The sequence below is a fragment of the Advenella alkanexedens genome (assembly GCF_019132845.1).
GTDB lineage: Bacteria > Pseudomonadota > Gammaproteobacteria > Burkholderiales > Burkholderiaceae_B > Advenella > Advenella alkanexedens.
The window spans coordinates 168,799-194,246 of the sequence record NZ_JAHSPR010000004.1 but is presented as its reverse complement, the minus strand read 5'-3'; the positions used below and the strand labels follow the sequence as shown (position 1 = coordinate 194,246).

Here is a 25,448-nt window from a genome sequence, read left to right as displayed (position 1 = left end):
CAGCAGGAGACATCATGAAAATTAAAACTGTGAAAAACTGGCTTGCGGGTTCTGTTGTTGCCAGCCTGTTAGGAGTGGCTGGTATTGCCCAAGCCAATGATAAAGAAATTGTAATCGGTGGTTCCATACCAATGAGTGGCGTGTTCTCCTTCGCTGGTATAGGTATTCACGCGGGTATACAGGATTACGTAAAAATCATTAATGATTCGGGGGGCATCGAGGGATACAAGCTTAGATATGTGCCAGAGGACAGCGGTTATAAAGTGGATGTCTCTGTAGCGGCATTTAAAAAAATAACCAGCCAGAATAAAGTTGATTTTTATTACGGTGACTCGACGGGTTTCAGTAAAACAATTAACCCTGAATTAAATCGTATGGATTCCATACTAATGTCCGGGGCCTCATTTGCCACTGAACTTAATGATCCGGAAAAATACCCGTACCAATTTTTAGCGGGCCCGGACTATACCGAAATGTTTAGTATTTTGCTGCGCTATATCGCCCAGGAAAAACCAGGCGCCAAGGTTGCCTTTGTATACTCAGATACGGAGTTTGGTCGTGACCCGATTGAAGCCAGCCGCAAGGTGGCAGAAGATCTTGGCTTGAAAGTGGCGCTAGAGCTGATGACACCACCCGGTAGTGTTGATGTATCTACGGAAACGGCAAAAATGCGCCGCGCCAAACCAGACTACACCATTTTCCACGGTTATATCCTGGCCCCCATTCCGGAGTTTATTGAACAGGCTCGAAAAATGGGGTTGGATACAAAATTCATGGGTACGTTCTGGACCATGGATAATTCTACCGTTATGCAAATGGGCGATGTTGGAGACGGGTTTATGGGGGTTATGCCATACCGTTACTACTATGACGAGTCTGCGCCTGCGCCCATGTTGGAAAAGATTCGTGAAATGCGTCCCGAGTATCAAAACGTACCTTATATACAGGGCTTTTTATCTGCCATGCTTTATACCGAATCAGCCCGTCGGGTGTTAGCCGAAGGTAAAGAGTTAACGGCGGAAAATATGAAAGCGGCACTGAATACCATTAAGGATTTTGATACAGGAGGCCTTATCGGTGTTCCTATCACCATCAGTGGCAACTCTATACCGGTTGGCCGTATTTATCAGGCTGACGCAAGCAAGGGGCAAATGGTACCTGTATCTGACTGGATCGTTTTGGAGTAATGTTATGCAAGCGACAGCTTCCGTACTGGAACTAAATAATATTGAGGTTTTTTACAATAAGAGTGTTCAGGCTCTACGTGGGCTGTCGCTGCGCGTTGAGCAAGGCCAAATTGTGGCTTTGCTGGGATCCAACGGGGCAGGTAAAAGCACTACGCTTAAAGCCATATCGGCGTTGTTGGCGCTGGAAAATGGTGAGCTTACGGATGGACGCATTCGCTTTGACGGCAAGCCGGTATCACAAAAGCGACCGCATGAATTAGTCCGTGCCGGCTTGTTTCATGTCATGGAAGGCCGCCGTGTGTTTGAAGACTTGACGGTAGAAGAAAATCTCGTGGCTGCGACTTATGCACTGAATGGTCGTCAAGGGCTGAAACCGGACTTTGAACTGGTGTATGAGTACTTTCCACGGCTTTATGAGCGTCGTCATGGTTTGGCCGGTTATTTGTCTGGTGGCGAACAGCAAATGTTGGCGATTGGACGGGCCTTAATTGCGAAACCAAAGCTTATTTTATTGGATGAACCTTCGCTGGGTTTGGCACCTTTGCTGGTGGAAAACATCTTTCAAATTATCGCCAGGATTAATGCTGAACAGGGGGTGTCTATGTTGCTCGTCGAGCAAAATGCATCGATTGCCTTAGCCATCTCTCATTATGGTTACATCATGGAAATGGGCAAAATAGTTACCGATGGGTCGGCCGGGTTTTTAGCGAATGACCCGGACGTTCGTGAATTCTATTTAGGTGTTGGTAGTGGGGGTGAGGCCAAAAGCTTCAAGAACATTAAACATTACAAACGCCGTAAACGCTGGTTGTCATAATTATGAGTCATCATTTAATTTCACAATTAACGTTGCCGCAAATGCTGCGTCAGCGCGCGCAACAAGAGCCTGATAAAGTTGCCTTGCACCAAAAAGATTACGGTATATGGCAGCCCCTGACGTGGGCTACTTATTACCAACGTGCTGTATGGTTTGGCTTGGGCATGAAGTCACTGGGCCTTTCTGACAACGGCCATGTTGGAATAATTTCTGAAAACCGTTCAGAATGGGTGTTGGCACAATTAGGCTGTGGCATGGTGGGCGTGGTCACCGTTGGTGTTTACCCAACCAGCCCCGCCCCCGAGGTTGCTTATATCTTGAACCATTCTGACTCTGAAATCGTCGTGTGTGAAGATCAGGAGCAGGCCGACAAAGTTGCTGAGTCTTTGCATGAACTGCCGCAGCTTAAGCATGTCATTATTATCGAGCCTGATGGTTTTCGTAATACTGACGAACGTATTGCCGATATTGCCGTACTGTATAGTGATGTTGAGCAAGCCGGCAAAGCGTATGAAAAGACGCATTCCGGGCTTGTTGATGAGGTATTGGCCAAACAAACGATGCAAGACATAGGGCTTGTCATTTATACCTCCGGCTCTACGGGTAAGCCCAAGGGGGCGATGATCAGTTACGCCAACATACATGGCGTGACACCAGGCATCATAGAACGCCTGAAGCTGCAACCTGACTCAAACCATTTATCTTATTTGCCTTTGTGTCATGTGGCCGAGCAAATGCTGACCACTTTTGTTCCCATTTATCTGGGGTCGGTGGTTTGTTTTGGTGAATCCATACGTACTGTCCAGGAAGACTTGCGTGAGCTGGCGCCTACCCTGTTTTTGGGTGTGCCACGTATTTGGGAAAAACTCTATTCATCCATCGCGATCAAAATCACTGAAACCGGACGCTTTCGCCGGTGGTTGTTTAATAAAGCCATCGCGGCGTGTGAACCATTCAGATACAAACCAAAAAGTGCCCGCAGTCTAAAAGAAAATGTGATTTACGGGTTTTGGTACTGGATTATTCTGCGTGCCTTGCAAAACTTTATCGGCTTGCGTAATTGCCGGGTGGCCTTGACGGGGGCAGCGCCCGTACCACCTGCTGTCGTCAGGTTTTTTCGTACCATAGGTGTGCCTATTGTAGAAGTGTATGGTCTGACAGAGTCCACGGGAATGGTAACAGGGCAACCTCTTGATGACCCCCATCCTGCCTCTGTAGGCAAGGTTACTTATGGTGCCGAGTACAAGATAGAGCCGGATACGGGTGAATTATTGTTACGTGGGCCGATGGTCTTTGCCGGTTATTATAAAAATGAAACTGAAACGGCTAAAACCATTGTTGATGGATGGTTGCATACGGGGGACGTTGTTAACGAGCGCAACGGTCAGCTTTATATCGTTGATCGCATGAAGGACATCATGATTACCGCGGGTGGCAAAAACATCACGCCATCAGAAATAGAAAATACGATGAAGGGCAGCCCTTACATCAAAGAGTGTATCGTTATTGCGGACGGTCGCCGGTTTGTTTCTGCATTGATAGAAATTGACTTGGAAACCGTGTCAAAGTGGGCGGAAACACGTCAAATAGCTTTTACGCATTTTCGCTCGCTTACAGAGCTTGATGAGGTAAAAGAACTCATCGAGTCCGAGGTCGCTAAAGGCAACGCCCTGTTGGCACCCGTTGCAAACATCAGACGCTTTCATTTATTGACGAAGGAACTTGATCATGATGATGGTGAGGTAACTGCAACTATGAAAGTAAAGCGTAGCAGCATTCATAAGGCTTACGAGACAGAAATAGAAGCTCTGTACGCCTAGTTTTTCACGCCGTTTAGGTCTTTGGGTTTTTTATGATTAATAGCAGCCAAAACATGGCTGTAAGGGTGTCTGTTGCTTGCGTTTTGTGACATGCGCCAGTATTCAGGAGTAATAAGATGCAATTTGAATTGACTGAAGAGCAGAAGCAAATACAGGCCTTGGCGCAACAGTTTTCGAAGAAGGAAATACAAGGCATAGCGAGTCAGGCAGATAAGGCTGCACAATTTCCCATGCATATTTATAGCGATGCATTTTCCTTGGGGCTGCTAAATTCAGTATTGCCACAACAATATGGTGGTGCCGGTCTTGGTTGCATGGAGTTGGTGCTGATAACAGAGGCGCTTTGCCATGCTTGTTTGGGCATTGGTGCTGCTTTATGTATCAATACCTTGGCCGCAGAACCTATCGTTATAGCTGGAACGCACGAACAAAAAGAAAAATACCTTAAACGTCTCACCTCGGGAGCGATGGCAAGTTTCGCACTGACAGAGCCTTCAGCGGGTTCGGATGTTGCCTCCATTAAAACCAAGGCGGAAAAGGTATCGGGCGGCTATCGATTAACAGGTGGCAAAATATGGATTTCCAACGCTAATATGGCGGAATTTTTTGTGGTGTTTGCCAAAACGGATGCCCAGGCAGGCCATAAGGGCTTATCCGCTTTCATTGTGGAGGCGGATAGTGAGGGATTATCTGTGGGTACGCCACTTCCCAAGATGGGACAAAAGGCTGCACCAACGTGTGAAGTGTTTCTGGATGGGGTATTTGTGCCCGATAGTCAGCTTTTAGGTGAAGAAGGCAGTGGGTTTTCAATCGCCATGAAAGTGTTTGACCGCACCAGGCCAATGGTTGCGGCTTTTGGTGTTGGCTTGATACAGCGTTGTTTTGACGAATCGCTTGCCTATGCCAGCCAGCGTCAGTCTATGGGCAAGTCCTTGATGAGCCATCAGGCCATTGCCCATAAACTGGCCGATATGCGTTTGCGCCTGGAGGCGGCACGTTTGCTGACTTATCAATCAGCATGGCGTCTGGATTGTGGGCTGAATAATACGTTAGAAGCGTCGATGGCTAAAGTGAATGCGGCGGACTCGGCGATGTGGGCGGCCACTGAAACCATACAAATATTTGGCGGTATGGGTTATTCAACCGAGTACCCTGCAGAAAAGCTTTTCCGTGATGCGAAGGTACTGCAAATTTATGAAGGCACTTCAGAAATACAACGCAATATCATCGCGCGTGAGTTGATTTAATTCATCATATAAAGGTTAAACATATGAATAAGATAGATTCTAATGAAGCGGTGATTCTTGAAGCTGTGCGTACGGCGTTTGGTCGTCGTGGTGGTGCATTAAGAAATACGCGCCCCGATACGTTGCTTGCCACCGCACTTGAAGCACTTGTCAGTCGCTCTGGTGTGCAGACTTCCATGGTAGGTGATGTATTGGCAGGCTGCGTTAGCCAGGCAGGTGAGCAGGGCGGAAATATCTCACGCCAGGCTTTATTGGTTGCCGGTTTTCCTGACAGTGTGCCTGGGGTTACGATGAACCGTATGTGTGGTTCCAGTCAGTATGCGCTTCATGCAGCGGTTCAGGCTGTCGGTATGCAAGACATGGATTTTGCCATTGCGTGTGGTGTGGAAAGCATGAGTCGGGTTCCGATGTTTCTGGATATGACTTTAGGGCAGCATGACTTTACCGGCTTTGATAATTTGCATCCGGACCTGGTCAAACGTTTTGCTATTCCGCATCAGGTAGAAAGTGCCGAACTTATTGCTGACCATTGGTCCTTAACGCGTTCACAGTTGGATGATTACGCGGTCGAAAGTCACGCACGCGCCAAGGCTGCACGTGATGCAGGCTTACACGCTGAAATCATCCCTTTACCAGGTGTTGATAAGGAAGGTAATACCATCACACTGGATCGCGATGAAGGCATCAGGGAGGTGATTGATAGAGTCCGTATGGATGCGATGGCGCCTGTTTTCAGGTCTGCGGAAACGGGTAAAGTGACCGCAGCCAATGCAAGCCAGATGTCTGACGGTGCAGCGGCGGTATTGGTGGGGCGTTATGGTGCCGCCATTGAGCTGGGATTTAAGCCCAAGGCGAAATTTCTGGCACGCGTTGTGCTCGGTTCCGATCCTGTCATGCAGCTCACCGGGATTATTCCAGCTACACGCCAGGCACTTGTAAAAGCCGGTTTAACAATTAACGATTTGGACTGGATAGAAGTCAACGAAGCATTTGCCAGTGTGGCACTTGCTTTTGAGCGTGAATTTAAGCCCGATACAGCGATTCTTAACCCTTGGGGTGGTGCCATAGCGCATGGTCATCCTTTAGGCGGGACAGGCGCGGGTTTGATGGCCAAGATGTTATCAGGATTGCGTCATGTTGACGGAGAGCTTGGTCTGCAAGTAATGTGTATCGGTCATGGTATGGCAACGGCAACGATAGTACAGCGTCTGGATTAGTTGAAGGTTTTGGGATGGTTCCTTTCCATCCCGTGCTGCAGATAATAAAAAAAGCCCTTGAAATAAATTCAAGGGCTTTTCAGTATCTTTGGCGGAGATGGAGGGATTCGAACCCTCGATGCGGGTATAAGCCGCATGCTCCCTTAGCAGGGGAGTACCTTCAACCTCTCGGCCACATCTCCAAAGAAAAAAGGATTCTAACTAATATAGTTTACTTCTGTCAACTGTTTGTATTGGAAATGCTGTTTTTTAGCTAAAAAACAGCATTTTTCCCCATTTACTCTTCAACAGCGGTTTCGGCTGGGTTGCCATCCAGGCCAAATGCCTTGTGCAGGGCACGAACGGCCAGCTCCATGTATTTGTCCTGAATCAGTACGGAAGTCTTGATTTCACTGGTGCTGATCATCTGGATGTTAACGCCTTCCTCGGCCAGGGTGCGGAACATCAGGCTGGCGACACCGGCGTGTGAGCGCATGCCAATACCAACGATGGATACCTTGCAGACTTTTTCATCGGTGATGACTTCGCGGGCACCGGTATTGGGCACGATGGTTTTTTGAATAACGTCCAGGGTGCGTTTGAAGTCGTTGCGATTGACAGTGAAAGAGAAGTCTGTGGTGCCATCAACAGACTGATTCTGGATGATCATGTCGATGTCGATGTTGGCATCGGCAACAGGGCCCAGAATGGCAAAGGCAACGCCTGGTTTATCAGGTACGCCCAAAAGCGTGATTTTTGCTTCATCGCGGCTGAAGGCGATACCAGAAACTACTGCTGCTTCCATTTTTGAATCTTCCTCGAAAGTAATAAGGGTTCCCGAATTTTTTTCTTCTTCGAGCGAAATTAAGGGGTCGGTTAACGATGACAGGACACGAACCGGAACTTTATATTTACCGGCGAACTCGACAGAGCGGATCTGGAGTACTTTTGAGCCCAGTGATGCCATTTCAAGCATTTCTTCGAATGACACCACATTCATGCGGCGCGCTTCGGGAACAACACGTGGATCTGTTGTATAAACACCATCCACGTCCGTGAAAATCAGGCACTCATCGGCTTTCAGGGCAGCAGCCATGGCAACGGCCGAGGTGTCTGAGCCACCACGTCCGAGCGTTGTAATATGACCATCGGGGTCTATGCCCTGAAAGCCGGTCACAATAACCACTTTGCCTGCGTCCAGGTCTGCGCGAACGCGCTGGTCATCGATAGAGGTGATACGGGCCTTGCCGAAAGCGCTGTCTGTTTTGACAGGAACCTGCCAGCCGGTGTAGCTGCGTGCAGGAACGCCCTGTGCCAGCAATGCCATGGCCAGCAGGGCGCTGCTGGCTTGCTCGCCTGTTGAGGCAAGCATATCGACTTCACGAGGATCGGGGGTTTCTGACAGTTCCTTGGCCAGGCCAAGCAAACGGTTGGTTTCGCCTGACATGGCTGAAGGAACCACAACTACCTGATGGCCTTCTGCATGCCATTTGGCGACACGTTTCGCAACATTTTGAATGCGTTCGATGGAACCCATGGAGGTGCCACCGTATTTATGGACGAATAGAGACATCTTGATGATTGAAGTAAGTTTGCCCTGAATTGAGCCTAAAACCTGATATTCTACAACGAGTTAGATGAATTGTTATATTTTTTTTAAAATGAGTGCTTTATTATTGCCAACGTTGGATATTATCGGTGCGTTTACCTGGGGTGCCGCCACCGTGAGGAGACAGAAATAATGACCAAACATCGTGTGTTACAGGTTGGGCCAGCACCATTGCTGGTTAGTCAGCATCTTGAGAATAATTATGATGTCCTCAGGTTGTGGGAGCAGGAAAACGCCATTGAAGCCCTGAAAGCACACGGGCAGGGATGCGTGGCTGCCGTTACCTCAGCCAAATATGGTTTCAGGAATGAGTGGCTGGATTACTTGCCTCAACTAAAAGTGGTTAGCAGTTTTGGGGTGGGTTATGACTCGATTGATGCCGTCGAGCTGAAACGACGCGGCATTCAACTGGGCAATACACCGGATGTCCTGAATGATTGCGTGGCAGATACCGCCATGACACTCTTATTGGGGGCGGCGCGCGGTCTGGTTCGGGCTGATCGTTTTGTGCGTGAAGGCTGCTGGACAACAGAAGACTTTCCGCTGACCCATAGTGTATCGGGTAAAAAAGCGGGTATTGTTGGCCTGGGCAATATCGGTCAGGTCATTGCCAAACGTTTAAGCGGGTTCGATTGCGAGATTCGTTACCATAACCGCTCTGAAAAGCAGGGCGTGCCTTATCGCTATGAGCCGTCATTGAAAGCATTGGCACAATGGAGTGATTTTTTAATCATCATCTGTATTGGCGGGCCAAGCACCCATCACCTGATCAACGATGAAATCATGAGCGCCCTGGGACCGAAAGGTTTGCTGATTAACGTTTCACGCGGAACGGTCATTGATGAGGTGGCGATGATCAAGGCCTTGCAGGAAGGGCGTCTGGGCGCTGCCGCATTGGATGTTTTTGAAAACGAGCCCTATGTTCCCGAGGCTTTGCTGAAGATGGACAATGTCGTGCTGATGCCGCATGTGGGCAGTGCCACGGTGGAAACCCGTGCACGCATGTCGCAACGGGTGATTGATAATCTGGATGGTTTTTTTCATGATGGGAAGATGCTGAGCAGAGTGGTGTGATTGGGTGTGTGGACAGTGCAGGCTGGAAAGTTTAAGTAAGAAAAAATCCACGTTCCCATGCTTCGCATGGGAACCGGTGTCGGTATTGGTGCTTTCCCGCAAGCAGTCAGGTTTCCCGAAATGATGGAAAAACGTCTTTAAAATGACAGTCTGTAACGCATATTCTCAGTATGGTTGTCATACTTCATTTATTCAAAAATAAAACAGTAATACACGGAGACTTACATGAATATCGGATTTATTGGTCTGGGCAACATGGGTGCCCCCATGGCGCTTAATTTGCTGAAAGCGGGTCATCATGTTTATGTTTATGACTTGGTTGAGTCGGCGGTGCAAATGCTGGAAGCGGCAGGAGCCAGCCGTGAAAGTTCGCCTGCACAGGTAGCCAGGCAGGAAATCGATATATTAATAACCATGTTGCCCGCTTCGGTTCATGTAAAACAGGTTTATCTGGGTGATGAAGGGGTACTGGCAGCCGTTGGCAAACAGGTGTTGCTCATAGACTCTTCCACCATAGATCCGCAAACCGCCCGTGAAGTGGCTGCCCAGGCGGCCGCCCAAGGCAATGACATGCTGGATGCCCCGGTTTCCGGTGGCACGGGAGGGGCGCAGGCCGGTACCTTGACTTTCATGGTGGGCGGCGATGAAGCCGTGTTTGAAAAGGCACGGCCCGTGTTGCAGGCCATGGGTAAAAATATTGTGTACTGCGGTGGCGCCGGTAATGGTCAGGTGGCCAAGGTGGCCAATAACATGTTGTTGGGCATCTCCATGATTGGTGCCGCCGAAGCCATGAATCTGGGGGTCTCCCTGGGCATGGACCCTAAAGTGCTGGCAGGTATCATCAATACCTCTTCGGGCCGTTGCTGGAGCACCGAGGTTTACAACCCTTATCCGGGTGTCGTGGAAACGGCGCCTGCTTCAAAGGGTTATGCGGGTGGATTTGGTGCAGACTTAATGCTGAAGGATCTGGGGCTTGCCACCGAGGCGGCCCGTGCTGCCAAAGTTCCTGTGGTCATGGGCGCTGCCGCCCAGCAGTTGTATCAAACATTCAGTTCCCAAGGGCATGGGAAACTGGATTTTTCAGGCATTATCAAGCTTTTTTCCAATCAGTAAACAGAACCGCTGTCTGGGTTGGCTCAGAAACGGTAATGACAGGGTAACAGTAAGGAATGAATGGGAATGTTTAATACCGCATTAAGCGAAGAACAAAGCATGATTCGTGACATGGCTCGCGATTTTGCGCAAAATGAAATAGCCCCCAGGGCAGAACAGTGGGAAAAAGAGGGCTGGATAGACGATGCCATCATTGAAAAAATGGGGGACTTGGGCCTGATGGGGATGGTGGTACCCGAAGAGTGGGGAGGTTCACTGTCCGATTACGTTTCCTATGCGTTGGCGATTGAGGAAATTTCTGCAGCAGATGCGGCAACCGGTACCATGATGAGTGTGCATAATTCAGTGGGTTGTGGCACCTTGTTGAATGCGGGTAACGATGAGCAGAAAAGGCAGTGGTTGCCAGACATGGCCTCGGGCCGGGCGATCGGCAGTTTTTGTCTTACCGAACCGCAGGCCGGTTCGGAGGCTCATAACCTGAAAACCCGTGCCATCCTGCAAGATGGGAAATGGATACTGAATGGCGCCAAGCAATTCGTGACCAACGGCAAGCGTGCCAGGATCGCCATTATTTTTGCCGTGACTGATCCCGATCTGGGCAAGAAAGGGCTTTCCGCCTTTCTGGTGCCCACCGATACCGCCGGTTTCAGTGTCAGTCGGGTGGAGCATAAAATGGGTATTCGGGCATCAGATACCTGTGCCATTACCCTTGAAAACTGCACCATTCCAGAAAATCATTTGTTGGGTGAAAGGGGCAAGGGCCTGTCGATTGCCCTGTCCAATCTTGAAAATGGCCGGATTGGCATAGGTGCCCAGGCAGTAGGCATTGCCCGTGCCGCGTTTGAGGCCGCTCTTAAATATGCGCAGGAACGTGAGCAGTTTGGCAAAAACCTGCTGGCGCATCAAAGTATTGCCAATATGCTGGCAGATATGCATACCCAAATCAATGCTGCCCGCTTGATGGTTCTTAATGCGGCTTCCCTTAAAGATCGAGGTATCCCATGCCTTAACGAAGCGGCCCAGGCCAAATTGATGGCCTCTGAAATGGCGGAGAAAGTCTGCTCAATGGCCATTCAGATACATGGTGGTTACGGTTATCTGGAAGATTATCCGGTTCAGCGTTATTACCGTGATGCCCGTATTACGCAAATTTATGAAGGTACCAGCGAGATCCAGCGCATGCTGATTGCCCGCAGCCTGGTTGATTACCATTAAGTATCTGGGCTAATGGTATGATCCCTCCTGAATGTCACAGGAGGGAATCATGACAGTTGAAGAAACAGTGAATGCGTCAACAAAACCTGTTGCAGGGGTGCCGGGCGTTAAAGCCAATTCAAAGTCTGCAGTGAAACCTGATCCAAAATCTGCTGAAAAATCATCGGCGGCATCTGTCGTTGCTTCAGTTGAATATGAGCATGGCAGGCGTCTTGGTGAGATGACCATAGACCAGATTTCGGGTTATGTCAAAGACCCCAGCCGCCTGTTGTGGGTTGGCCTGAAAAATCCCACTAATGACGAGTTGCAGCATATTTGCAGGCAGCTGTCACTAAGTGCGGACGCCACGGAAGAAATTATTAAAAAACATGGGCGTCCCAAAATGATTGATTATGGGGAGTATATCCAGATTGTGGCTATGACGGTGACTAAAGAAAACAGTAAAAAACCGGTTTTTGGCGAAATGCAGATTATTTTCGGGATTGGTTTTCTGCTAACGGTCCGGCGTGGCGATGCCCTGTCCAATAGTTCTCTTCGGGAAAGGCTGGAAGGATGGCCCGACTTGATTGCCCGGGGAAGTGATTATGTGGCGGCTGAAATTCTGGATGTGCTGGCTGACAGCTATACTCACTTAACCACCAGACTGGAATATGAAGTTGAGCAGTCAGAGCATCAAATGCTGCTGCAAGGGCTTAAGGAAAGTGATATTCGCAAATTGTATAAACAGCGACGCGATTTGCTAAGGGTTCATACGGCCATTTCTCCCATGATAGAAATTTGCCGTAAACTGTCATTGGTACGGATCGATGTGGTGGAAATGGATTCCCGTTCAAATTTCAGTATCGTTTCAGATCGTGTGGCACGTTTGGTGGAGCAGATCAACTCCTTGCGTGAAGCCCTGGCGTTTGCTTTTGAGGCGGGCATGATGATTGGGCAAAACAACCAAACTGATATTGCCAAAAGGCTGGCTGCCTGGGCTGCCATTTTGGCGGTACCTACGGCAATTGCCGGTATTTACGGCATGAACTTCAGGGATATGCCTGAACTGGATTGGTCTTTGGGTTATCCTTTTGTGCTGGTGCTGATGTTTGGTGTCTGTGCTTATCTGTACTGGCGTTTTAAAAAATCAGGCTGGTTATAGGGAAAACGGCTTTCTTCAGTGATCCTGCGCATGGCTTCTGGCGCCCAGGCGTGGTACGTGTTTTCAAAATAAGCGTTATCATGACAGGTATGCAAGCAAGTTTATTTTTAACCGGGTAATTATGGCTTTGAAAGTTTTTGATCTTCAATGTGAGGCACAACATATCTTTGAGGGCTGGTTCTCATCCCACGAGGATTATGATTCACAGCAGGAAAAGGGGCTTCTGACCTGCCCTGTCTGCGGTAACGCCAAAATCAGTAAAATGTTGTCGGCCCCGCATCTGAATGTTTCCCATCTTAAAAAAGCAAAGCAGGCGCAAACGGTCTCACCGGTGCCTGTGACAGAAGCAGCGGCAAGCCTTACCGACAAGGATCTGGCCAAAATACAGGCCACTGTCATGCAACAATTGCGGGCCTATGTTAAACAAACCGAAGATGTGGGTGATCAATTCACCTCAGAGGCAAGACGTATTCATTATGGCGAGGCGAAGGACAGGGCGATTCGTGGCAACGCCACGCCTGAGCAACGACAGGCTTTGCGGGAAGAGGGGATTGAAGTGTTGCCAATTCCGGACTTTCTGGATGATAATCAGCTTCAATAAGTGTTTTTCCTATACGGTATAAAATTTCGTATAGGTATAATGAAAAACAGAATCAATAAACCGATATTGATAATAACCCTTCCTGTTCTGGAGCTCAAAGCATGAGTAGTGAAAATGAATTTGATGTCATTGTTATCGGTGCCGGTATAGCCGGTGCTTCGGTTGCGTATCGTCTGTCCCCACACGTACGCGTGTTGGTGCTTGAACGGGAATCACAGCCCGGTTATCATTCAACCGGTCGTTCTGCTGCCATGTTTATGGAAACCTATGGCACACCCCAGATCCAGGCATTAACCCGTGCCGGACGTGGTTTTTTTGAGCAGGCCCAGTCAAGCGGATTTACCGAGCAGCCTGTTTTGCATCCTCGTGGTTGCATTTACGTGGCACGGCCAGATCAGAAAGAAGAACTGGATAACATGCTTGCCGAAGCGTTGGCCCTATCGCCCAATGTTGAGTTTATTGATCCGGACTCCATTGTTGAAATGGCGCCGTGCATGAAAAAAGAACAGCTGTATGGCGGGATGCTTGAGCGTCATGCTGAAGATATCGATGTGGATGTTTTGCACCAGGGGTATCTGAAGGGAATGAGAAAAAATGGAGCGGAACTGAAAAACAATGCCGAAGTTGTTCAATGCCAGCGTCTTGAAGACAAGTGGCAGGTTAAGCTGGCCAGCGGAGAAAGTTTTCAATGTAAAACATTGGTGAATGCAGCCGGTGCCTGGGCTGATCACATTGCGCGTGCAAGCAACGTTGCCCCAGTGGGATTGCAACCCTGCCGTCGTACCGCTTTTACCTTTGATGCGCCTGAAGGGCTTGATCTGACGACTTTGCCCATGGTTGTGGACGTTAGTGAACAATATTATTTCAAACCCGATGCCGGTCAGGTGCTGGGCTCACCGGCCAATGCTGATCCGGTAGAAGCACAGGATGTAGTGGCCGAGGAACTGGACGTGGCCACCGGGATTTACTATATTGAAGAGGCCACCACTTTCAAAATTCGTCGCCCCAATCATGTTTGGGCCGGTTTGCGTTCATTCGTCAAAGATGGGGACCTGGTAGTGGGATTTGACCAGACTGCCGAAGGGTTTTTCTGGCTGGCCGGGCAAGGCGGTTACGGGATTCAATCATCTGCCGGTGTGTCCGAGCTGGCCTGCGCATTAATCCTGAACCAGCCCCTGTCGGATACATTGCTTAAAGAAAAAGTCGATCCGGCACTGATTTCCCCTAACCGTTTCAGATAAAAAACGTTCATCCCTGTTGTTCAACCAGGGATGCCTGTTCATGTTCTGGACTGTATCTGGCAAAATGGGCATATAAGGCTTGTCTTAACTTAAGACAGGCCTTATGCATGTCTGCGCTTCAGCCAGAGCGGTTAAAATATGCTAATCTTGACGTGGATATTTATATGACTATTAAAAGGAAAGAGAAAATATGCCATCATTTGATGTCGTGAGTGAAGCGGACATGGTTGAAGTCAGGAATGCGGTTGAGCAGGCCAATAAAGAAATTTCAACCCGTTTTGACTTTAAGGGCTCGGATGCCCGGATCGAACAAAAAGAACTGGAACTGACTATTTTTGCCGATGACGAATTCAAGGTGGGGCAGGTTCAGGATGTGCTGATTAACAAACTGGCCAAGCGTGGAGTGGATTTGCGTTTTCTTGAATATGGTAAAAAAGAAAAGATGTCTGGGGACAAACTCAAGCAATATGCCACTATTCGCAAAGGGATTACCGGAGATCTGGCCAAAAAAATCGTTAAAACCATTAAAGACAGCAAGCTCAAGGTACAGGCCAGCATACAGGGCGACACCGTGCGGGTGAGTGGTGCAAAACGGGACACATTGCAAGATGTCATTGCCTTGCTGAAAAAAGAGGTGGCAGACGCACCGCTGGCTTTTAATAATTTCAGGGACTAAATCGTGGATGCTTGTGTATCGGTTCATCCCATCAATAATCCGTTCCTGGAATGGATGGGCATTACTTTAAGTGACTGGTCTGAAGGGTATGCACAAATGCATTTGCCCATGGGTCCCAATCTGGGCAATCGTACGGGTCGTGTGCAGGGCGGAGTGTTGTGTACCTTGCTTGATTCGGTCGCCGGTTACAGTGGTATTTATTCAGCACCCGGAGATCCCGAATTAAAGGCCCTCACCTTGTCGTTGACCACCAATTTCATTGGTGCGGGTGATGGTGCCATGTTAAAGGCCAGGGGTTTTGTGGAAAAAAAAGGACGTAGCATATTTTTTGCCCGTTCCGAGGTGTGGCTTGATGATGATTTGCTGCTGGCAACAGCGGTCGGGACATTTAAATATTCCCTGGTTAAAAAGTAAGTAAAGTCACCCTGCAAAACCAGCACTTGAAAAAAAACCTGAAGCTATTGCTTCAGGTTTTTTTGTTTTCTATGGTTGGAGACCATTGGAATTACATAACACGGCTGCGGTATTCGTGAGTACGTGTGTCAATTTCAATTTTGTCACCAATGTTGCAGAATAGGGGAACTGCAATTTCAAAACCGGTATTGATTTTGGCGGGTTTCAACACTTTACCGGAGGTGTCGCCTTTAACTGCGGGTTCGGTATAGGTGATTTCACGGACAATGATGGTTGGAAGTTCGACAGAAATGGCACGGCCTTCGTAGAAAACCACTTCAACAGTCATGCCTTCTTCCAGGTAGTGCAGCGCATCACCCATGCTGTCGGCTTCAACTTCGTGCTGGTTGTATTCTTCATCCATGAATACATACATGGGGTCGGCAAAGTAAGAATAGGTGCATTCTTTTTTGTCGAGCATGACCACTTCAAATTTTTCGTCGGCTTTGTAAACCAATTCACTGCCGGAGCCTGTTAACAGATTCTTGAATTTCAGTTTGACAACAGCAGCGTTTCGGCCAGATTTATTGTAATCGGCTTTTTGTACAACCAAGGGTTCTGAGCCAACCATGACTACATTGCCTACGCGCAGTTCTTGTGCGGTCTTCATTAATAATAACTCCAGGAATAATGGGTAGTGTATATCTACAGTAATTTAACCGATAAAAATCGGAAAACGCATATTTTATACTTTTTGCGACATTTTATAATGAATATCAAAAATGGATGAAGATAAAGTCTTGTTTTCAGAAAGATTTTGGCAATATTCGCGCGTTTGCTGTTTCCATTGGGCGCATTTGTCGGGATTGAAGAAAATATCCTGAAAAAGACTGGTAAATGAACCGGGAGCTGCGGCGTTGTTCCAGGCTCGTATTATGCTGGCAACAGAAGGGCAGGTTTGGCTGCTGGCAAGCCAGGCATCCAGCTTAATCAGGTGTGTATTTTCCTCTTGCTCATAAATTTGCCATATGAATGGTCTGGCTGCCCAGATGGCCCTGACAAAACTGTCTTCACCACGAATAAAATTCAGCGAGCCTAGCCAAAGCAGGCGGTCATAGTCGCGTTGGTCTATGAAAGGCAGGCGGATAATGTGCAGCGGGGACGGGGCGGGAGCAACCGCCTCCAGCCGGGTAATTTCTTCTTCCAATGAGGGGGCCACGCCTTCCGGAACCAACAACAGAACCGGCTGATTGGCCTTGACAAGAGCCTGGGCCAGTTCATGCACCGGGGCGCTCGGATAACAAAATAAATTAATGATGGGGGCACCCTGTTGCCAAAGTGCCAGTTGTTGGGCATTTAAAAACGGAGCCAGGAATTTTTCTTGTGCCTGCCGGTCATTTTGCCACTGGTCACGCTCTGACAGCAGGTGTTCTTCACGCAGCAACCCCCCTGTTTTGGCGGTAAACCCGGGGAAAAAGAACAGTTTTACCATGCCATTGGGCTGTAGCGAGGGTTGGGCATGAAAGCTTTCCACCCAGGGTTCGGCTGACAGGTATTCCAGGTTCAGCCATAAACGTGTATTGCCTTTCATGGCTTGTACAAAATCGGGTGGCGGGTCACAGGCAAAGGCTTCAATCACTATTTCAGCCGGTTGTTCAGTGAAAGCCTGATCGTTTACCCAATGACGGACATGGATGCCCTGAACGATTTGCTCGTTAAGCATGGGATCCAGTTCAGGGGCGATTTTCCCAAAGCTGCGCAGATCATCAACCCACAGGCGGATGGTGGCCTGGCTTTGTGTTTTCAAATCACGGGCAAGGCGCCAGCACACGCCAATGTCTCCGTAGTTATCTATGACTTTGCAGAAAATATCAATGCTTTTGGGGTAAGCGGGTTTAATGGAACTGTTCACTGGAAGTGTCTACATCATCAAAATCATCGGGCGCACTGATATACGTCAGTTCTCCGGCAGGGTTGGGAAAAAGTGGCTCATCGGTTTCTTCATGAAGGCCGGGTTTGAGCATTTCATTGATACAAATGATATGTTTGATGCCATTGGCCTGCAGTTGCTCAATGATATTAAGAACCTGTGGCGATTCGGTAATGGTTTCAGGGATGGTTTCTTCCTGTTCCTCACTGAAAAGAGGCCACATGCAGCCATAAATAACCTGATGGGAGTCCAGGAAGGTAAAGCCGATTCGATATTCCTTGATTTGGTCTTCTCCGATGCCGGCAATCGTGGCGCGGAAGGATTGGGCAGGGATATTCAGGGTGTTTTGCAACCATTGCACCGAAGCGCTCAGCGCGGCGAAACGGATTCGTTTATCAGCTTCGCGATTGGCGATATAAAACGCATCGGGTAGGGGAAGTTCGAGGCCACAGGCGGGTAACAGTTCCCTGAACAAGGGCAGGGCTTCTTCTTGCCAGTCTTGCAGACAGCGTTGTCGTTGTTCGGCAAAGTGTTCGCTGGCCTGTTGCCATTTGAAAATAGGCTGGTTTTGGATGACACAGAAAGCAGCCATGATATAGCGGGTATCGGCCAGCATATGGGCGTCTTCGGCGGGCGGCTTGGGACTGGAAAGCGGGTTAACAGGCAGATTCAGTGCCTGCCTGGCCAGCGTATCGCACCATAGATGGGTTTGATCAAAGGATTTTGGCATTTGGTCAACTGAACACAGTTGCGGATGAATGGCTATTTCCACCGCTGTGGCACTGATATGTTTTTTTAGCAGATTGACAAGCGCGGTTTGTGTTTTCAGATTAAGGGTGGGTGATGGGATGTGGAATCGGGTCCAGGCCACCACAGGAATCACAATGAACAGGCAGTCAAAATACACGCCATCTTTTTCCAGCGTGCAGGACTCGGACATGGTTTCCGCATGTTCCAGCAAGATATCATGGGTTTCGGTATCGGTAGAGGCCAGAAAATCAAGTGCACGGTCGACCTGGTTTTTTTTATTGCTGTTGAAAATATCGACCACTTTTTGATCGATCAGGTTTTCCCAGTAGCGGTCTTCAATAATGCAGCCGGACTGTTTTAAGGCTTTACAGGCGTCAATAAGAACCTGGCTTGCCTTGCTTAACTTCGTGAATGCGGTTTTACTCATATTTTGTTTGGCTCCTTTCACGGACGATGATGAAAGGAGCCAGGTTTTTTAATTAAGAAAGAAGTTGTCGAAGAACGAAGGGAAGAATACCGCCGTGCTGGTAGTATTCTACTTCGACAGGTGTATCTATGCGTAGCAGCAAAGGGATGTCCTGTTTGCTGCCATCGGGGCGCTGCACGGTTAACACGACATCCTGTTGTGGCTTGATACCTTCTTCCAGGCCGCTGATGTCGTAGGTTTCATCACCGGTAATCCCCAGGGACTGCACCGAGTCATCTCCTTTGAATTGCAGGGGCAGGACACCCATGCCCACCAGATTGCTTCGGTGAATGCGCTCAAAACTGCGGGCAATTACCGCTTTTACACCCAATAGCTGGGTGCCTTTGGCCGCCCAGTCACGGGAAGAGCCTGTGCCGTATTCTTCACCCCCAAAGACGATTGTTGGTGTACCACTGGCAATATATTGCATGGCGGCATCGTAAATGGGCATTTGCTCTTGACTGGGTTTGTGAATGGTTTCACCTCCTTCAAAGCGGCTGCCATTGGGCAGGGCGGGAATCATAAGGTTTTTGATACGAACGTTGGCAAAGGTGCCACGCATCATGACCTCATGATTGCCACGGCGTGAGCCATAGCTGTTGAAGTCGGGTTTCATGACATCGTGGGCCAGCAGCCATTTGCCTGCCGGTGAGGTTTCCTTGATAGAGCCGGCCGGTGAAATATGGTCGGTGGTGACCGAGTCACCAAAAATGCCCAGCGCGCGTGCCTGTTTGATCGGCTGGAGGGCAGCCGGTGTCATGCTGAAGTCGTTAAAGAAAGGCGGCTCGGCAATATAGGTGGAGGTTGGCCAATTGTAAACGTCACCGGATACACCCTTGATTTTTTTCCACAAATCGCCAGGATTGGATTTGACCTGGGCATAGTTGTTGCGGTAGGCCTTTGGATTCATGGCTTTACCCAGCAGTTTTTCAACCTCTTCATCGCTTGGCCAGATATCGCCTAGCCAAACATCTCCTTTTTTGCCTTTGCCAACCGGTTGGGTCATTAAATCAATATTCAATGTGCCTGCCAGTGCATAGGCCACGACCAAGGGGGGGGAGGCGAGAAAGTTGGCTTTGATGTTGGGGTGAATGCGGGCTTCGAAGTTGCGGTTGCCTGACAGGACGGCAGCGCAAACCAGATCGTTTTTGACAATCGCTTCATTGAACTCGGGCAGCAAATCACCGGCGTTGCCGATACAGGTTGTGCAGCCGTAGGCAGCCACATCAAAGCCCAGTTGCTCAAGATAGGGCAGCAAGCCTGTTTTGGCCAGATATTCGGTCACTACCCTGGATCCGGGCGCCAGTGAGGTTTTGATGTGTTTGGGTACGCTTAAACCCGCCTTGACCGCTTTTTTGGCCAACAGGCCGGCTGCCAGCAGGACACTTGGGTTTGAAGTGTTGGTGCAAGAGGTGATCGCGGCGATCAGGATGTCACCGTTTCCAAGTGTGACACCACTGGGGGTTTCATAAGCGGCCGTGAATTTTTCTGCCGGCTGATTGAAGCCGTTTTGCTCGGGGGGGGCGGTAAACAGCTTGGCAAAGGTTTTTTTGACATTGCCCAGCTCAATCCTGTCCTGGGGACGTTTAGGGCCGGCCAGTGAGGGAGAAACGGTTTTCAGGTCCAGCTTCAGGACTTTGGTGTAGTTGATGTCTTTGGCTTTGGGAATGCCAAACATTTTCTGGGCCTTGAAATAGGTTTCAAGCGCTTCAATTTCTTCATCGGTACGACCGGTGCCCCTGAAGTAATCAAGCGTGTGTTCATCAACCGGGAAAAAACCCATGGTGGCACCGTATTCGGGTGCCATGTTGGAAATGGTGGCACGGTCGGTAACACTTAAGCTGGCAGTGCCCGGACCACAGAATTCCACAAATTTGCCAACCACTTTTTCCTTGCGCAGCATTTCGGTAATGGTTAGCACCAGGTCGGTGGCGGTCACGCCACCGCGTAATTGGCCGGTCATCTCAACACCAATCACATCGGGGGTCAGCATGTAATAGGGTTGCCCCAGCATGGCCGCTTCGGCTTCAATGCCTCCGACGCCCCAGCCCACAACCCCAATGCCGTTAATCATGGTGGTGTGACTGTCAGTGCCAACCAGTGTGTCGGGATAGTAAACATCGTTGGCGTCTTTGTGAACACCACGTGCCAGATATTCCAGGTTAACCTGATGAACAATACCAAAGCCTGGAGGGACAACGCCAAAGGTGTCAAAAGCCTGCATGCCCCATTTCATGAATTGATACCGCTCTTTGTTGCGTTGGAACTCAACCTTCATGTTCAGGTCCAGCGCATCTTTGGTGCCGAAGTAGTCAATCATGACAGAGTGGTCAACCACCAGGTCAACGGGGACCAGTGGCTCGATGGCTTTTGGGTTTTTGTCCATTTTATCGGCGACCGAACGCATGGCGGCCAGGTCGGCTAATAAAGGAACACCGGTAAAGTCTTGCAAAACGACGCGGGCCACCACAAAAGGAATTTCCTCTTCACGTTTGGCGTTGGCTTGCCAGTTGGCCAACTGGCGCACATGTTCTTCGGTTACCTTATTGCCATCACAGTTGCGCAAAACCGATTCGAGTACGATGCGGATGGAAACGGGCAGTTTGTTGATTTTGACGCCCAGTTTTTTACCCAGGGCGGGCAGGGAATAATATTTCCTGGTTTTATTGTTGACCGTGAGTGTTTTGACAGTGCTGGAAAAAGGCATGGCAACCTCGCTGTTTGAGTTAATTGGCAAAAGAATATTGGGGTGGATGGGTCTTGTTTTGATTGTTTGTTTCCAATGATAGCACTAGCTGGAAGATGTTTGCTTGCCGGATTTAAGCAAATGTGCAATACATGGATGATTTTTGCATTGGCAGCAGTGATAAATTAAAAAAAAACAGGCCTTTTCAAGGCCTGTTTTAACATTGAACCAAGCCGTTCCGTATGGAACGGAACGGCGTTGACTTCAGTATTTAGATACCAACAGTATCTGCAATTTCCTTGAAGTCTTCGATCTGGTCAAAGTTCATGTAGCGATAGATTTTGTCGCTGTTTTGGTCGATGATGCCAATGTCAGCCATGTACTCTTCACGTGTTGGGATGCGACCCAGACGGGAACAGATGGCAGCCAGCTCTGCGGAACCCAGGTAAACATTGGTGTTTTTACCCAAACGGTTCGGGAAGTTACGGGTGCTGGTTGACATGACGGTAGCACCTTCACGCACCTGTGCCTGGTTACCCATGCACAAAGAGCAGCCTGGCATTTCCATGCGGGCACCGGCTACGCCCAGAACGCCATAGTGGCCTTCTTCGGTAAGTTGCTTTTGATCCATTTTGGTTGGAGGAGCAACCCACAGTTTGACCGGGATGTCGCGTTTGCCTTCCAGCAGCTTGGAAGCGGCGCGGAAGTGGCCGATGTTGGTCATGCAGCTACCGATAAACACTTCATCGATTTTTTCACCGGCAACCTCAGACAGTGTTTTAACATCATCAGGGTCGTTCGGGCATGCCACGATAGGTTCGTGGATGTCGGCCAGGTCAATTTCAATCACTTCAGCGTATTCGGCGTCGGCGTCGGGCTCAAGCAGTTGCGGGTCGGCCAACCAGGCTTCCATGGCCTTGATGCGTCGGGCCAGTGAGCGTTCGTCTTCGTAGCCGTTGGCAATCATCCATTTCAACAGGGTAATGTTACTGTTGAGGTATTCGATGATGGGCTCTTTGTTCAGGCGAACGGTACAACCGGCGGCTGAACGCTCGGCAGAGGCATCAGACAATTCAAATGCCTGCTCCACTTTCAGATCGGGCAGACCTTCAATTTCAAGGATGCGGCCGGAGAAAATGTTTTTCTTGCCTTGTTTGGCTACAGTTAACAGGCCTTTTTTGATGGCGTACAAAGGAATGGCGTTAACCAGGTCACGCAGGGTCACACCGGGCTGCATTTTGCCTTTGAAACGAACCAGAACGGATTCTGGCATATCCAGTGGCATTACACCGGTCGCAGCTGCAAAAGCAACCAGGCCTGAACCGGCGGGGAAGCTGATGCCGATTGGGAAACGGGTATGGGAGTCACCACCGGTACCAACGGTATCAGGCAGCAACATGCGGTTTAACCATGAGTGAATGACGCCGTCACCAGGACGCAGGGAAATACCACCGCGGGTGCTGATGAAGTCTGGCAGCTCGTGGTGGGTTTTAACGTCGACAGGTTTTGGATAGGCCGCTGTATGGCAGAAAGACTGCATGACCAGGTCGGCAGAGAAGCCCAGGCAGGCCAGGTCTTTCAGTTCGTCGCGGGTCATTGGGCCAGTGGTATCCTGGCTGCCAACAGAAGTCATTTTGGGTTCGCAGTAAGTGCCTGGACGCACACCTTTGCCTTCTGGCAATCCACAGGCGCGACCCACCATTTTCTGTGCCAGTGTGTAACCTTTACCTGAGTCAACAGGCTCAACAGGCAGACGGAACAGGGTTGATGCAGGCAGACCCAGTGCTTCACGGGCTTTGGCGGTAAGGCCACGGCCGATGATCAGGGGGATACGGCCACCGGCGCGTACTTCGTCGAACAGGACATCGGATTTGACCTGGAATTCGGCAATGACTTCACCGTTTTTCAGGGCTTTGCCTTCGTATGGACGCAGTTCAATGACATCGCCCATTTCCATTTTGGAAACGTCCAGTTCGATAGGCAATGCACCAGCGTCTTCCATGGTGTTGTAGAAGATAGGCGCAATTTTGCCACCCAGACAAACACCACCGTAGCGCTTGTTGGGTACGAAAGGAATGTCTTCACCGGTGAACCACAATACGGAGTTGGTGGCGGATTTGCGTGAAGAGCCGGTGCCGACAACGTCACCGACGTAGGCAACCAGATGGCCCTTTTCTTTCAGGGACTCAATGAATTTAACCGGACCGCGCTTGCCGTCTTCTTCGGGTTCGAATGCCGCGCCTTCACGTTTGTTTTTCAGCATTGCCAAGGCATGCAAAGGAATATCAGGACGTGTTGTGGCGTCGGGAGCGGGTGACAGGTCATCGGTATTGGTTTCGCCACTGACCTTGAAAACCGTGACAGTGAGGCTTTCTGGTACTTCAGGACGGCTGGTGAACCATTCGGCATCGGCCCAGCTTTGAATAACGGCTTTGGCGTTTTCATTGCCTTTGTCTGCTTTTTCCTTCACATCATGGAAGGCGTCAAACATGAGCAGGGTTTTTTTCAGGCCATCGGCAGCGATAGTGCCCAGTGTTGGGTTGTCGAGCAAGTCGATTAGCGGGCTGATGTTGAAGCCACCCAGCATGGTGCCCAGCAATTCAGTGGCTTTTTCAGGGGTGATCAGGGGGCATTTTTCGGTGCCGAAAGCAACGGCGGCCAGGTAAGAAGCCTTGACTTTGGCGGCATCATCCACACCTGCTGGTACACGGTGGGTAATCAGATCTACCAGATAGTTTTCTTCTCCGGCGGGAGGAGCTTTGAGCAGTTCGATTAAATCAGCGGTTTGTTTGGCTGACAAAGGCAGAGGAGGGATGCCCAGCGCAGCGCGCTCGGCAACGTGTTGACGATATGATTCCAACATGACGTGACCTTAAAAAATATTAGAGACAACATGACCATTATAAGGCTTTTTCGTAAAAAAGTCTTATGTCTTATATAAGAGTTGACTGCTTGCAGCAACATATTTTCCAAAAATGAGCGTAACATTTTGTTTCCGAAAAAATTCAGGTGGTTTTTGGAAAATGAAGGCAATGCAAGCTCAGGTTGAATTTTACACGGCTGTCTGTTTTTTTTGTTTCTTTCGGTGCATGAAAGTTCCGATATCAGCGGACACATCTACCTTGTTGCCCTGCTCAACAGGTTATAATCCGGCTATTGGTTTAATTATCTTTTTGCGGCATTATTCATGACTTTTATAGTCAATTATATTTGCACTGTTGTGAACGTCATGTATAGTGTTGCCGTTACATTTTCAATTAATTACAAGCAAAAGGAAACGTATGTCTTCTAAGAAGAAGCTTGCTATTGCAACGGCAGGGGTTCTGGTTGTTGCTGCGGGTGCAGCCTGGTATGGTGGTAATAAACTGGCTCAAGGCAAGGTAGAGGAAGAGCTGAAGGCTTTTTTGGTAAAAAACGATTTGCAGGATAATGTGTTTTGGGAAAGTCTTGATGCGAATGTGAGCGGTACGGGCTCAATGAGTAATGTCAAACTTGTCGACAAACAAAATCCCGCGCATTATTTCACTTTCAGCAAAGTGATTCTGAATGATCTCGAGAATACAGAGAAAGTCCAGAAAATAGATATTTCTTTTGAGGGCTTTGCTGATGAAACCGGTAAAAGTCCCATAGGTAAAGTTTCAGACAATCGATTGGCCGATCTGGGTTATACCGAGTTGCCCAAAGTCAATGGCAGCCTGAAGGTCAGTTTTGACAGCAGCACAGATCGTTCTATGTATGAAATCAGTATTGATCAACCCGAGTTGGTCAGTTTTGGTGTCAAACTTGATGCCAATAAAATTGGGGGCTTGCTTGAACAGGTGCGTGCCAATTCACAGGCGATACAGCAAAACCCCATGGCTGTGCTTCCATTTCTGGCGCCTGTCAGTATTAACTCCCTGTCATTCAATATTGATGACAAAGGTCTTGTGAAAAGAGTGATTGCCAAAGAAAAAGGGGCAGCTTTGGGTGAGGCACCTACGCCAGCACAAAATGCGACTTATGAGGCAAAAATGCTTCAGCAAAAAGAGGCCTGCATGAAGCAGGGGGCGATTGTTTTTGGTGTCAACAAAACAGAGGCTTCTTGTGATGCGATTTATAAGTATGTGACCAATCAAAAAGACAGCCTTTCATTTGCCATGAATCCAACGCCTCCATTCGAGCTTATGTCGGTTTTTCAGTTATTGTCTGGCGCGGGTGTGGCTAACGCCAATCAGCTTTTCCAAAACCTGAACATTGAATTGAAAAATTAATATATAGTGCGATCTTAAGCCAGCATGAAAAAAGCG

The 25,448-nt window shown here is 49.0% G+C and carries 20 protein-coding genes and 1 tRNA gene; 14 read left to right on the top strand and 7 right to left on the bottom strand.

Going from position 1 to position 25,448, the window contains the following annotated elements:
* Positions 1-14: 14 nt before the first annotated feature.
* The 5 genes from KU392_RS07050 to KU392_RS07030 all read left to right on the top strand — a co-directional run bounded on the left by KU392_RS07050 (position 15) and on the right by KU392_RS07030 (position 6,288).
* Positions 15-1,187 carry an ABC transporter substrate-binding protein gene (locus tag KU392_RS07050; protein ID WP_217734951.1) on the top strand — a complete coding sequence of 391 codons (1,173 nt, stop codon included), beginning with the start codon at positions 15-17 and terminating at the stop codon, positions 1,185-1,187.
* Positions 1,188-1,191: 4 nt separating this feature from the next.
* Entirely contained in the window at positions 1,192-2,004 is an 813-nt protein-coding gene (locus tag KU392_RS07045; RefSeq protein ID WP_169295174.1) for an ABC transporter ATP-binding protein, read from the top strand.
* Between the two features lie 2 nt (positions 2,005-2,006).
* Positions 2,007-3,824: an AMP-dependent synthetase/ligase gene (locus KU392_RS07040; RefSeq protein ID WP_217734950.1), complete on the top strand. Its 1,818-nt coding sequence runs from the start codon at positions 2,007-2,009 to the stop codon at positions 3,822-3,824.
* Positions 3,825-3,940: 116 nt separating this feature from the next.
* Positions 3,941-5,071, top strand: coding sequence for an acyl-CoA dehydrogenase family protein (locus KU392_RS07035; protein WP_217734949.1), 1,131 nt, complete (start codon positions 3,941-3,943; stop codon positions 5,069-5,071).
* A 23-nt stretch (positions 5,072-5,094) separates the two neighbouring features.
* On the top strand, positions 5,095-6,288 hold the full coding sequence (locus tag KU392_RS07030) for a thiolase family protein (RefSeq protein WP_217734948.1): 1,194 nt from the start codon (positions 5,095-5,097) through the stop codon (positions 6,286-6,288).
* A gap of 89 nt (positions 6,289-6,377) precedes the next feature.
* On the opposite strand, the gene KU392_RS07025 is transcribed toward KU392_RS07030, so the two are convergent.
* Both KU392_RS07025 and KU392_RS07020 read right to left on the bottom strand, forming a co-directional pair.
* Positions 6,378-6,470, bottom strand: a tRNA-Ser gene (locus tag KU392_RS07025).
* A 95-nt stretch (positions 6,471-6,565) separates the two neighbouring features.
* The gene (locus tag KU392_RS07020; RefSeq protein WP_169295170.1) at positions 6,566-7,840 is read right to left on the bottom strand and encodes an aspartate kinase; all 1,275 of its coding nucleotides are present in this window, start codon (positions 7,838-7,840) and stop codon (positions 6,566-6,568) included.
* A gap of 165 nt (positions 7,841-8,005) precedes the next feature.
* Between KU392_RS07020 and KU392_RS07015 the strand changes: the two genes are divergently transcribed.
* The 8 genes from KU392_RS07015 (at position 8,006) to KU392_RS06980 (ending at position 15,351) form a co-directional block, all read left to right on the top strand.
* A complete protein-coding gene (locus KU392_RS07015) occupies positions 8,006-8,950 on the top strand; it encodes a 2-hydroxyacid dehydrogenase (RefSeq protein WP_217735002.1) in 945 nt (314 codons plus the stop codon).
* A gap of 225 nt (positions 8,951-9,175) precedes the next feature.
* Complete coding sequence (gene mmsB, locus KU392_RS07010; RefSeq protein ID WP_169295168.1) at positions 9,176-10,063, top strand: 3-hydroxyisobutyrate dehydrogenase; 888 nt, start codon at positions 9,176-9,178, stop codon at positions 10,061-10,063.
* 66 nt (positions 10,064-10,129) lie between these two features.
* Complete coding sequence (locus tag KU392_RS07005) at positions 10,130-11,278, top strand: acyl-CoA dehydrogenase family protein (protein ID WP_425514649.1); 1,149 nt, start codon at positions 10,130-10,132, stop codon at positions 11,276-11,278.
* Between the two features lie 49 nt (positions 11,279-11,327).
* Positions 11,328-12,419, top strand: a complete 1,092-nt coding sequence (locus tag KU392_RS07000; protein ID WP_217734946.1) for a magnesium and cobalt transport protein CorA — start codon at positions 11,328-11,330, stop codon at positions 12,417-12,419.
* 121 nt (positions 12,420-12,540) lie between these two features.
* Entirely contained in the window at positions 12,541-13,020 is a 480-nt protein-coding gene (locus KU392_RS06995; RefSeq protein ID WP_217734945.1) for a DUF1178 family protein, read from the top strand.
* A 101-nt stretch (positions 13,021-13,121) separates the two neighbouring features.
* Entirely contained in the window at positions 13,122-14,261 is a 1,140-nt protein-coding gene (locus KU392_RS06990) for an NAD(P)/FAD-dependent oxidoreductase (RefSeq protein ID WP_217734944.1), read from the top strand.
* A gap of 190 nt (positions 14,262-14,451) precedes the next feature.
* On the top strand, positions 14,452-14,937 hold the full coding sequence (locus tag KU392_RS06985; RefSeq protein WP_169295163.1) for a YajQ family cyclic di-GMP-binding protein: 486 nt from the start codon (positions 14,452-14,454) through the stop codon (positions 14,935-14,937).
* Positions 14,938-14,940: 3 nt separating this feature from the next.
* Positions 14,941-15,351: a PaaI family thioesterase gene (locus KU392_RS06980; protein WP_287810514.1), complete on the top strand. Its 411-nt coding sequence runs from the start codon at positions 14,941-14,943 to the stop codon at positions 15,349-15,351.
* Between the two features lie 91 nt (positions 15,352-15,442).
* On the opposite strand, the gene efp is transcribed toward KU392_RS06980, so the two are convergent.
* From efp to acnB, 5 genes are all read right to left on the bottom strand, one after another.
* Positions 15,443-16,000: an elongation factor P gene (efp, locus tag KU392_RS06975; protein ID WP_169295162.1), complete on the bottom strand. Its 558-nt coding sequence runs from the start codon at positions 15,998-16,000 to the stop codon at positions 15,443-15,445.
* A gap of 75 nt (positions 16,001-16,075) precedes the next feature.
* Positions 16,076-17,242 carry an elongation factor P maturation arginine rhamnosyltransferase EarP gene (gene earP, locus KU392_RS06970; protein WP_169295161.1) on the bottom strand — a complete coding sequence of 389 codons (1,167 nt, stop codon included), beginning with the start codon at positions 17,240-17,242 and terminating at the stop codon, positions 16,076-16,078.
* Positions 17,226-18,437, bottom strand: coding sequence for a DUF2863 family protein (locus KU392_RS06965; RefSeq protein WP_169295160.1), 1,212 nt, complete (start codon positions 18,435-18,437; stop codon positions 17,226-17,228). Before KU392_RS06965 ends, earP begins: the two co-directional genes overlap by 17 nt.
* Positions 18,438-18,489: 52 nt before the next feature.
* Positions 18,490-21,183: an aconitate hydratase AcnA gene (gene acnA, locus KU392_RS06960; protein ID WP_217734943.1), complete on the bottom strand. Its 2,694-nt coding sequence runs from the start codon at positions 21,181-21,183 to the stop codon at positions 18,490-18,492.
* Between the two features lie 250 nt (positions 21,184-21,433).
* Complete coding sequence (gene acnB, locus KU392_RS06955) at positions 21,434-24,025, bottom strand: bifunctional aconitate hydratase 2/2-methylisocitrate dehydratase (protein WP_169295158.1); 2,592 nt, start codon at positions 24,023-24,025, stop codon at positions 21,434-21,436.
* Positions 24,026-24,443: 418 nt separating this feature from the next.
* On the opposite strand from acnB, the gene KU392_RS06950 reads away from it, so the two are divergent.
* Positions 24,444-25,412 carry a hypothetical protein gene (locus KU392_RS06950; protein ID WP_169295157.1) on the top strand — a complete coding sequence of 323 codons (969 nt, stop codon included), beginning with the start codon at positions 24,444-24,446 and terminating at the stop codon, positions 25,410-25,412.
* Positions 25,413-25,448: the final 36 nt, after the last annotated feature.

Excerpts from the sequence above, each read along its gene's own strand:
- KU392_RS07050 (WP_217734951.1), top strand. The coding sequence starts at position 15 with ATGAAAATTAAAACTGTGAAAAACTGGCTTGCGGGTTCTGTTGTTGCC.
- KU392_RS07045 (WP_169295174.1), top strand. The coding sequence starts at position 1,192 with ATGCAAGCGACAGCTTCCGTACTGGAACTAAATAATATTGAGGTTTTT.
- KU392_RS07040 (WP_217734950.1), top strand. The coding sequence starts at position 2,007 with ATGAGTCATCATTTAATTTCACAATTAACGTTGCCGCAAATGCTGCGT.
- KU392_RS07035 (WP_217734949.1), top strand. The coding sequence starts at position 3,941 with ATGCAATTTGAATTGACTGAAGAGCAGAAGCAAATACAGGCCTTGGCG.
- KU392_RS07030 (WP_217734948.1), top strand. The coding sequence starts at position 5,095 with ATGAATAAGATAGATTCTAATGAAGCGGTGATTCTTGAAGCTGTGCGT.
- KU392_RS07020 (WP_169295170.1), bottom strand. The coding sequence starts at position 7,840 with ATGTCTCTATTCGTCCATAAATACGGTGGCACCTCCATGGGTTCCATC.
- mmsB (WP_169295168.1), top strand. The coding sequence starts at position 9,176 with ATGAATATCGGATTTATTGGTCTGGGCAACATGGGTGCCCCCATGGCG.
- KU392_RS07005 (WP_425514649.1), top strand. The coding sequence starts at position 10,130 with ATGTTTAATACCGCATTAAGCGAAGAACAAAGCATGATTCGTGACATG.
- KU392_RS07000 (WP_217734946.1), top strand. The coding sequence starts at position 11,328 with ATGACAGTTGAAGAAACAGTGAATGCGTCAACAAAACCTGTTGCAGGG.
- KU392_RS06995 (WP_217734945.1), top strand. The coding sequence starts at position 12,541 with ATGGCTTTGAAAGTTTTTGATCTTCAATGTGAGGCACAACATATCTTT.
- KU392_RS06990 (WP_217734944.1), top strand. The coding sequence starts at position 13,122 with ATGAGTAGTGAAAATGAATTTGATGTCATTGTTATCGGTGCCGGTATA.
- KU392_RS06985 (WP_169295163.1), top strand. The coding sequence starts at position 14,452 with ATGCCATCATTTGATGTCGTGAGTGAAGCGGACATGGTTGAAGTCAGG.
- efp (WP_169295162.1), bottom strand. The coding sequence starts at position 16,000 with ATGAAGACCGCACAAGAACTGCGCGTAGGCAATGTAGTCATGGTTGGC.
- KU392_RS06965 (WP_169295160.1), bottom strand. The coding sequence starts at position 18,437 with ATGAGTAAAACCGCATTCACGAAGTTAAGCAAGGCAAGCCAGGTTCTT.
- acnA (WP_217734943.1), bottom strand. The coding sequence starts at position 21,183 with ATGCCTTTTTCCAGCACTGTCAAAACACTCACGGTCAACAATAAAACC.
- acnB (WP_169295158.1), bottom strand. The coding sequence starts at position 24,025 with ATGTTGGAATCATATCGTCAACACGTTGCCGAGCGCGCTGCGCTGGGC.
- KU392_RS06950 (WP_169295157.1), top strand. The coding sequence starts at position 24,444 with ATGTCTTCTAAGAAGAAGCTTGCTATTGCAACGGCAGGGGTTCTGGTT.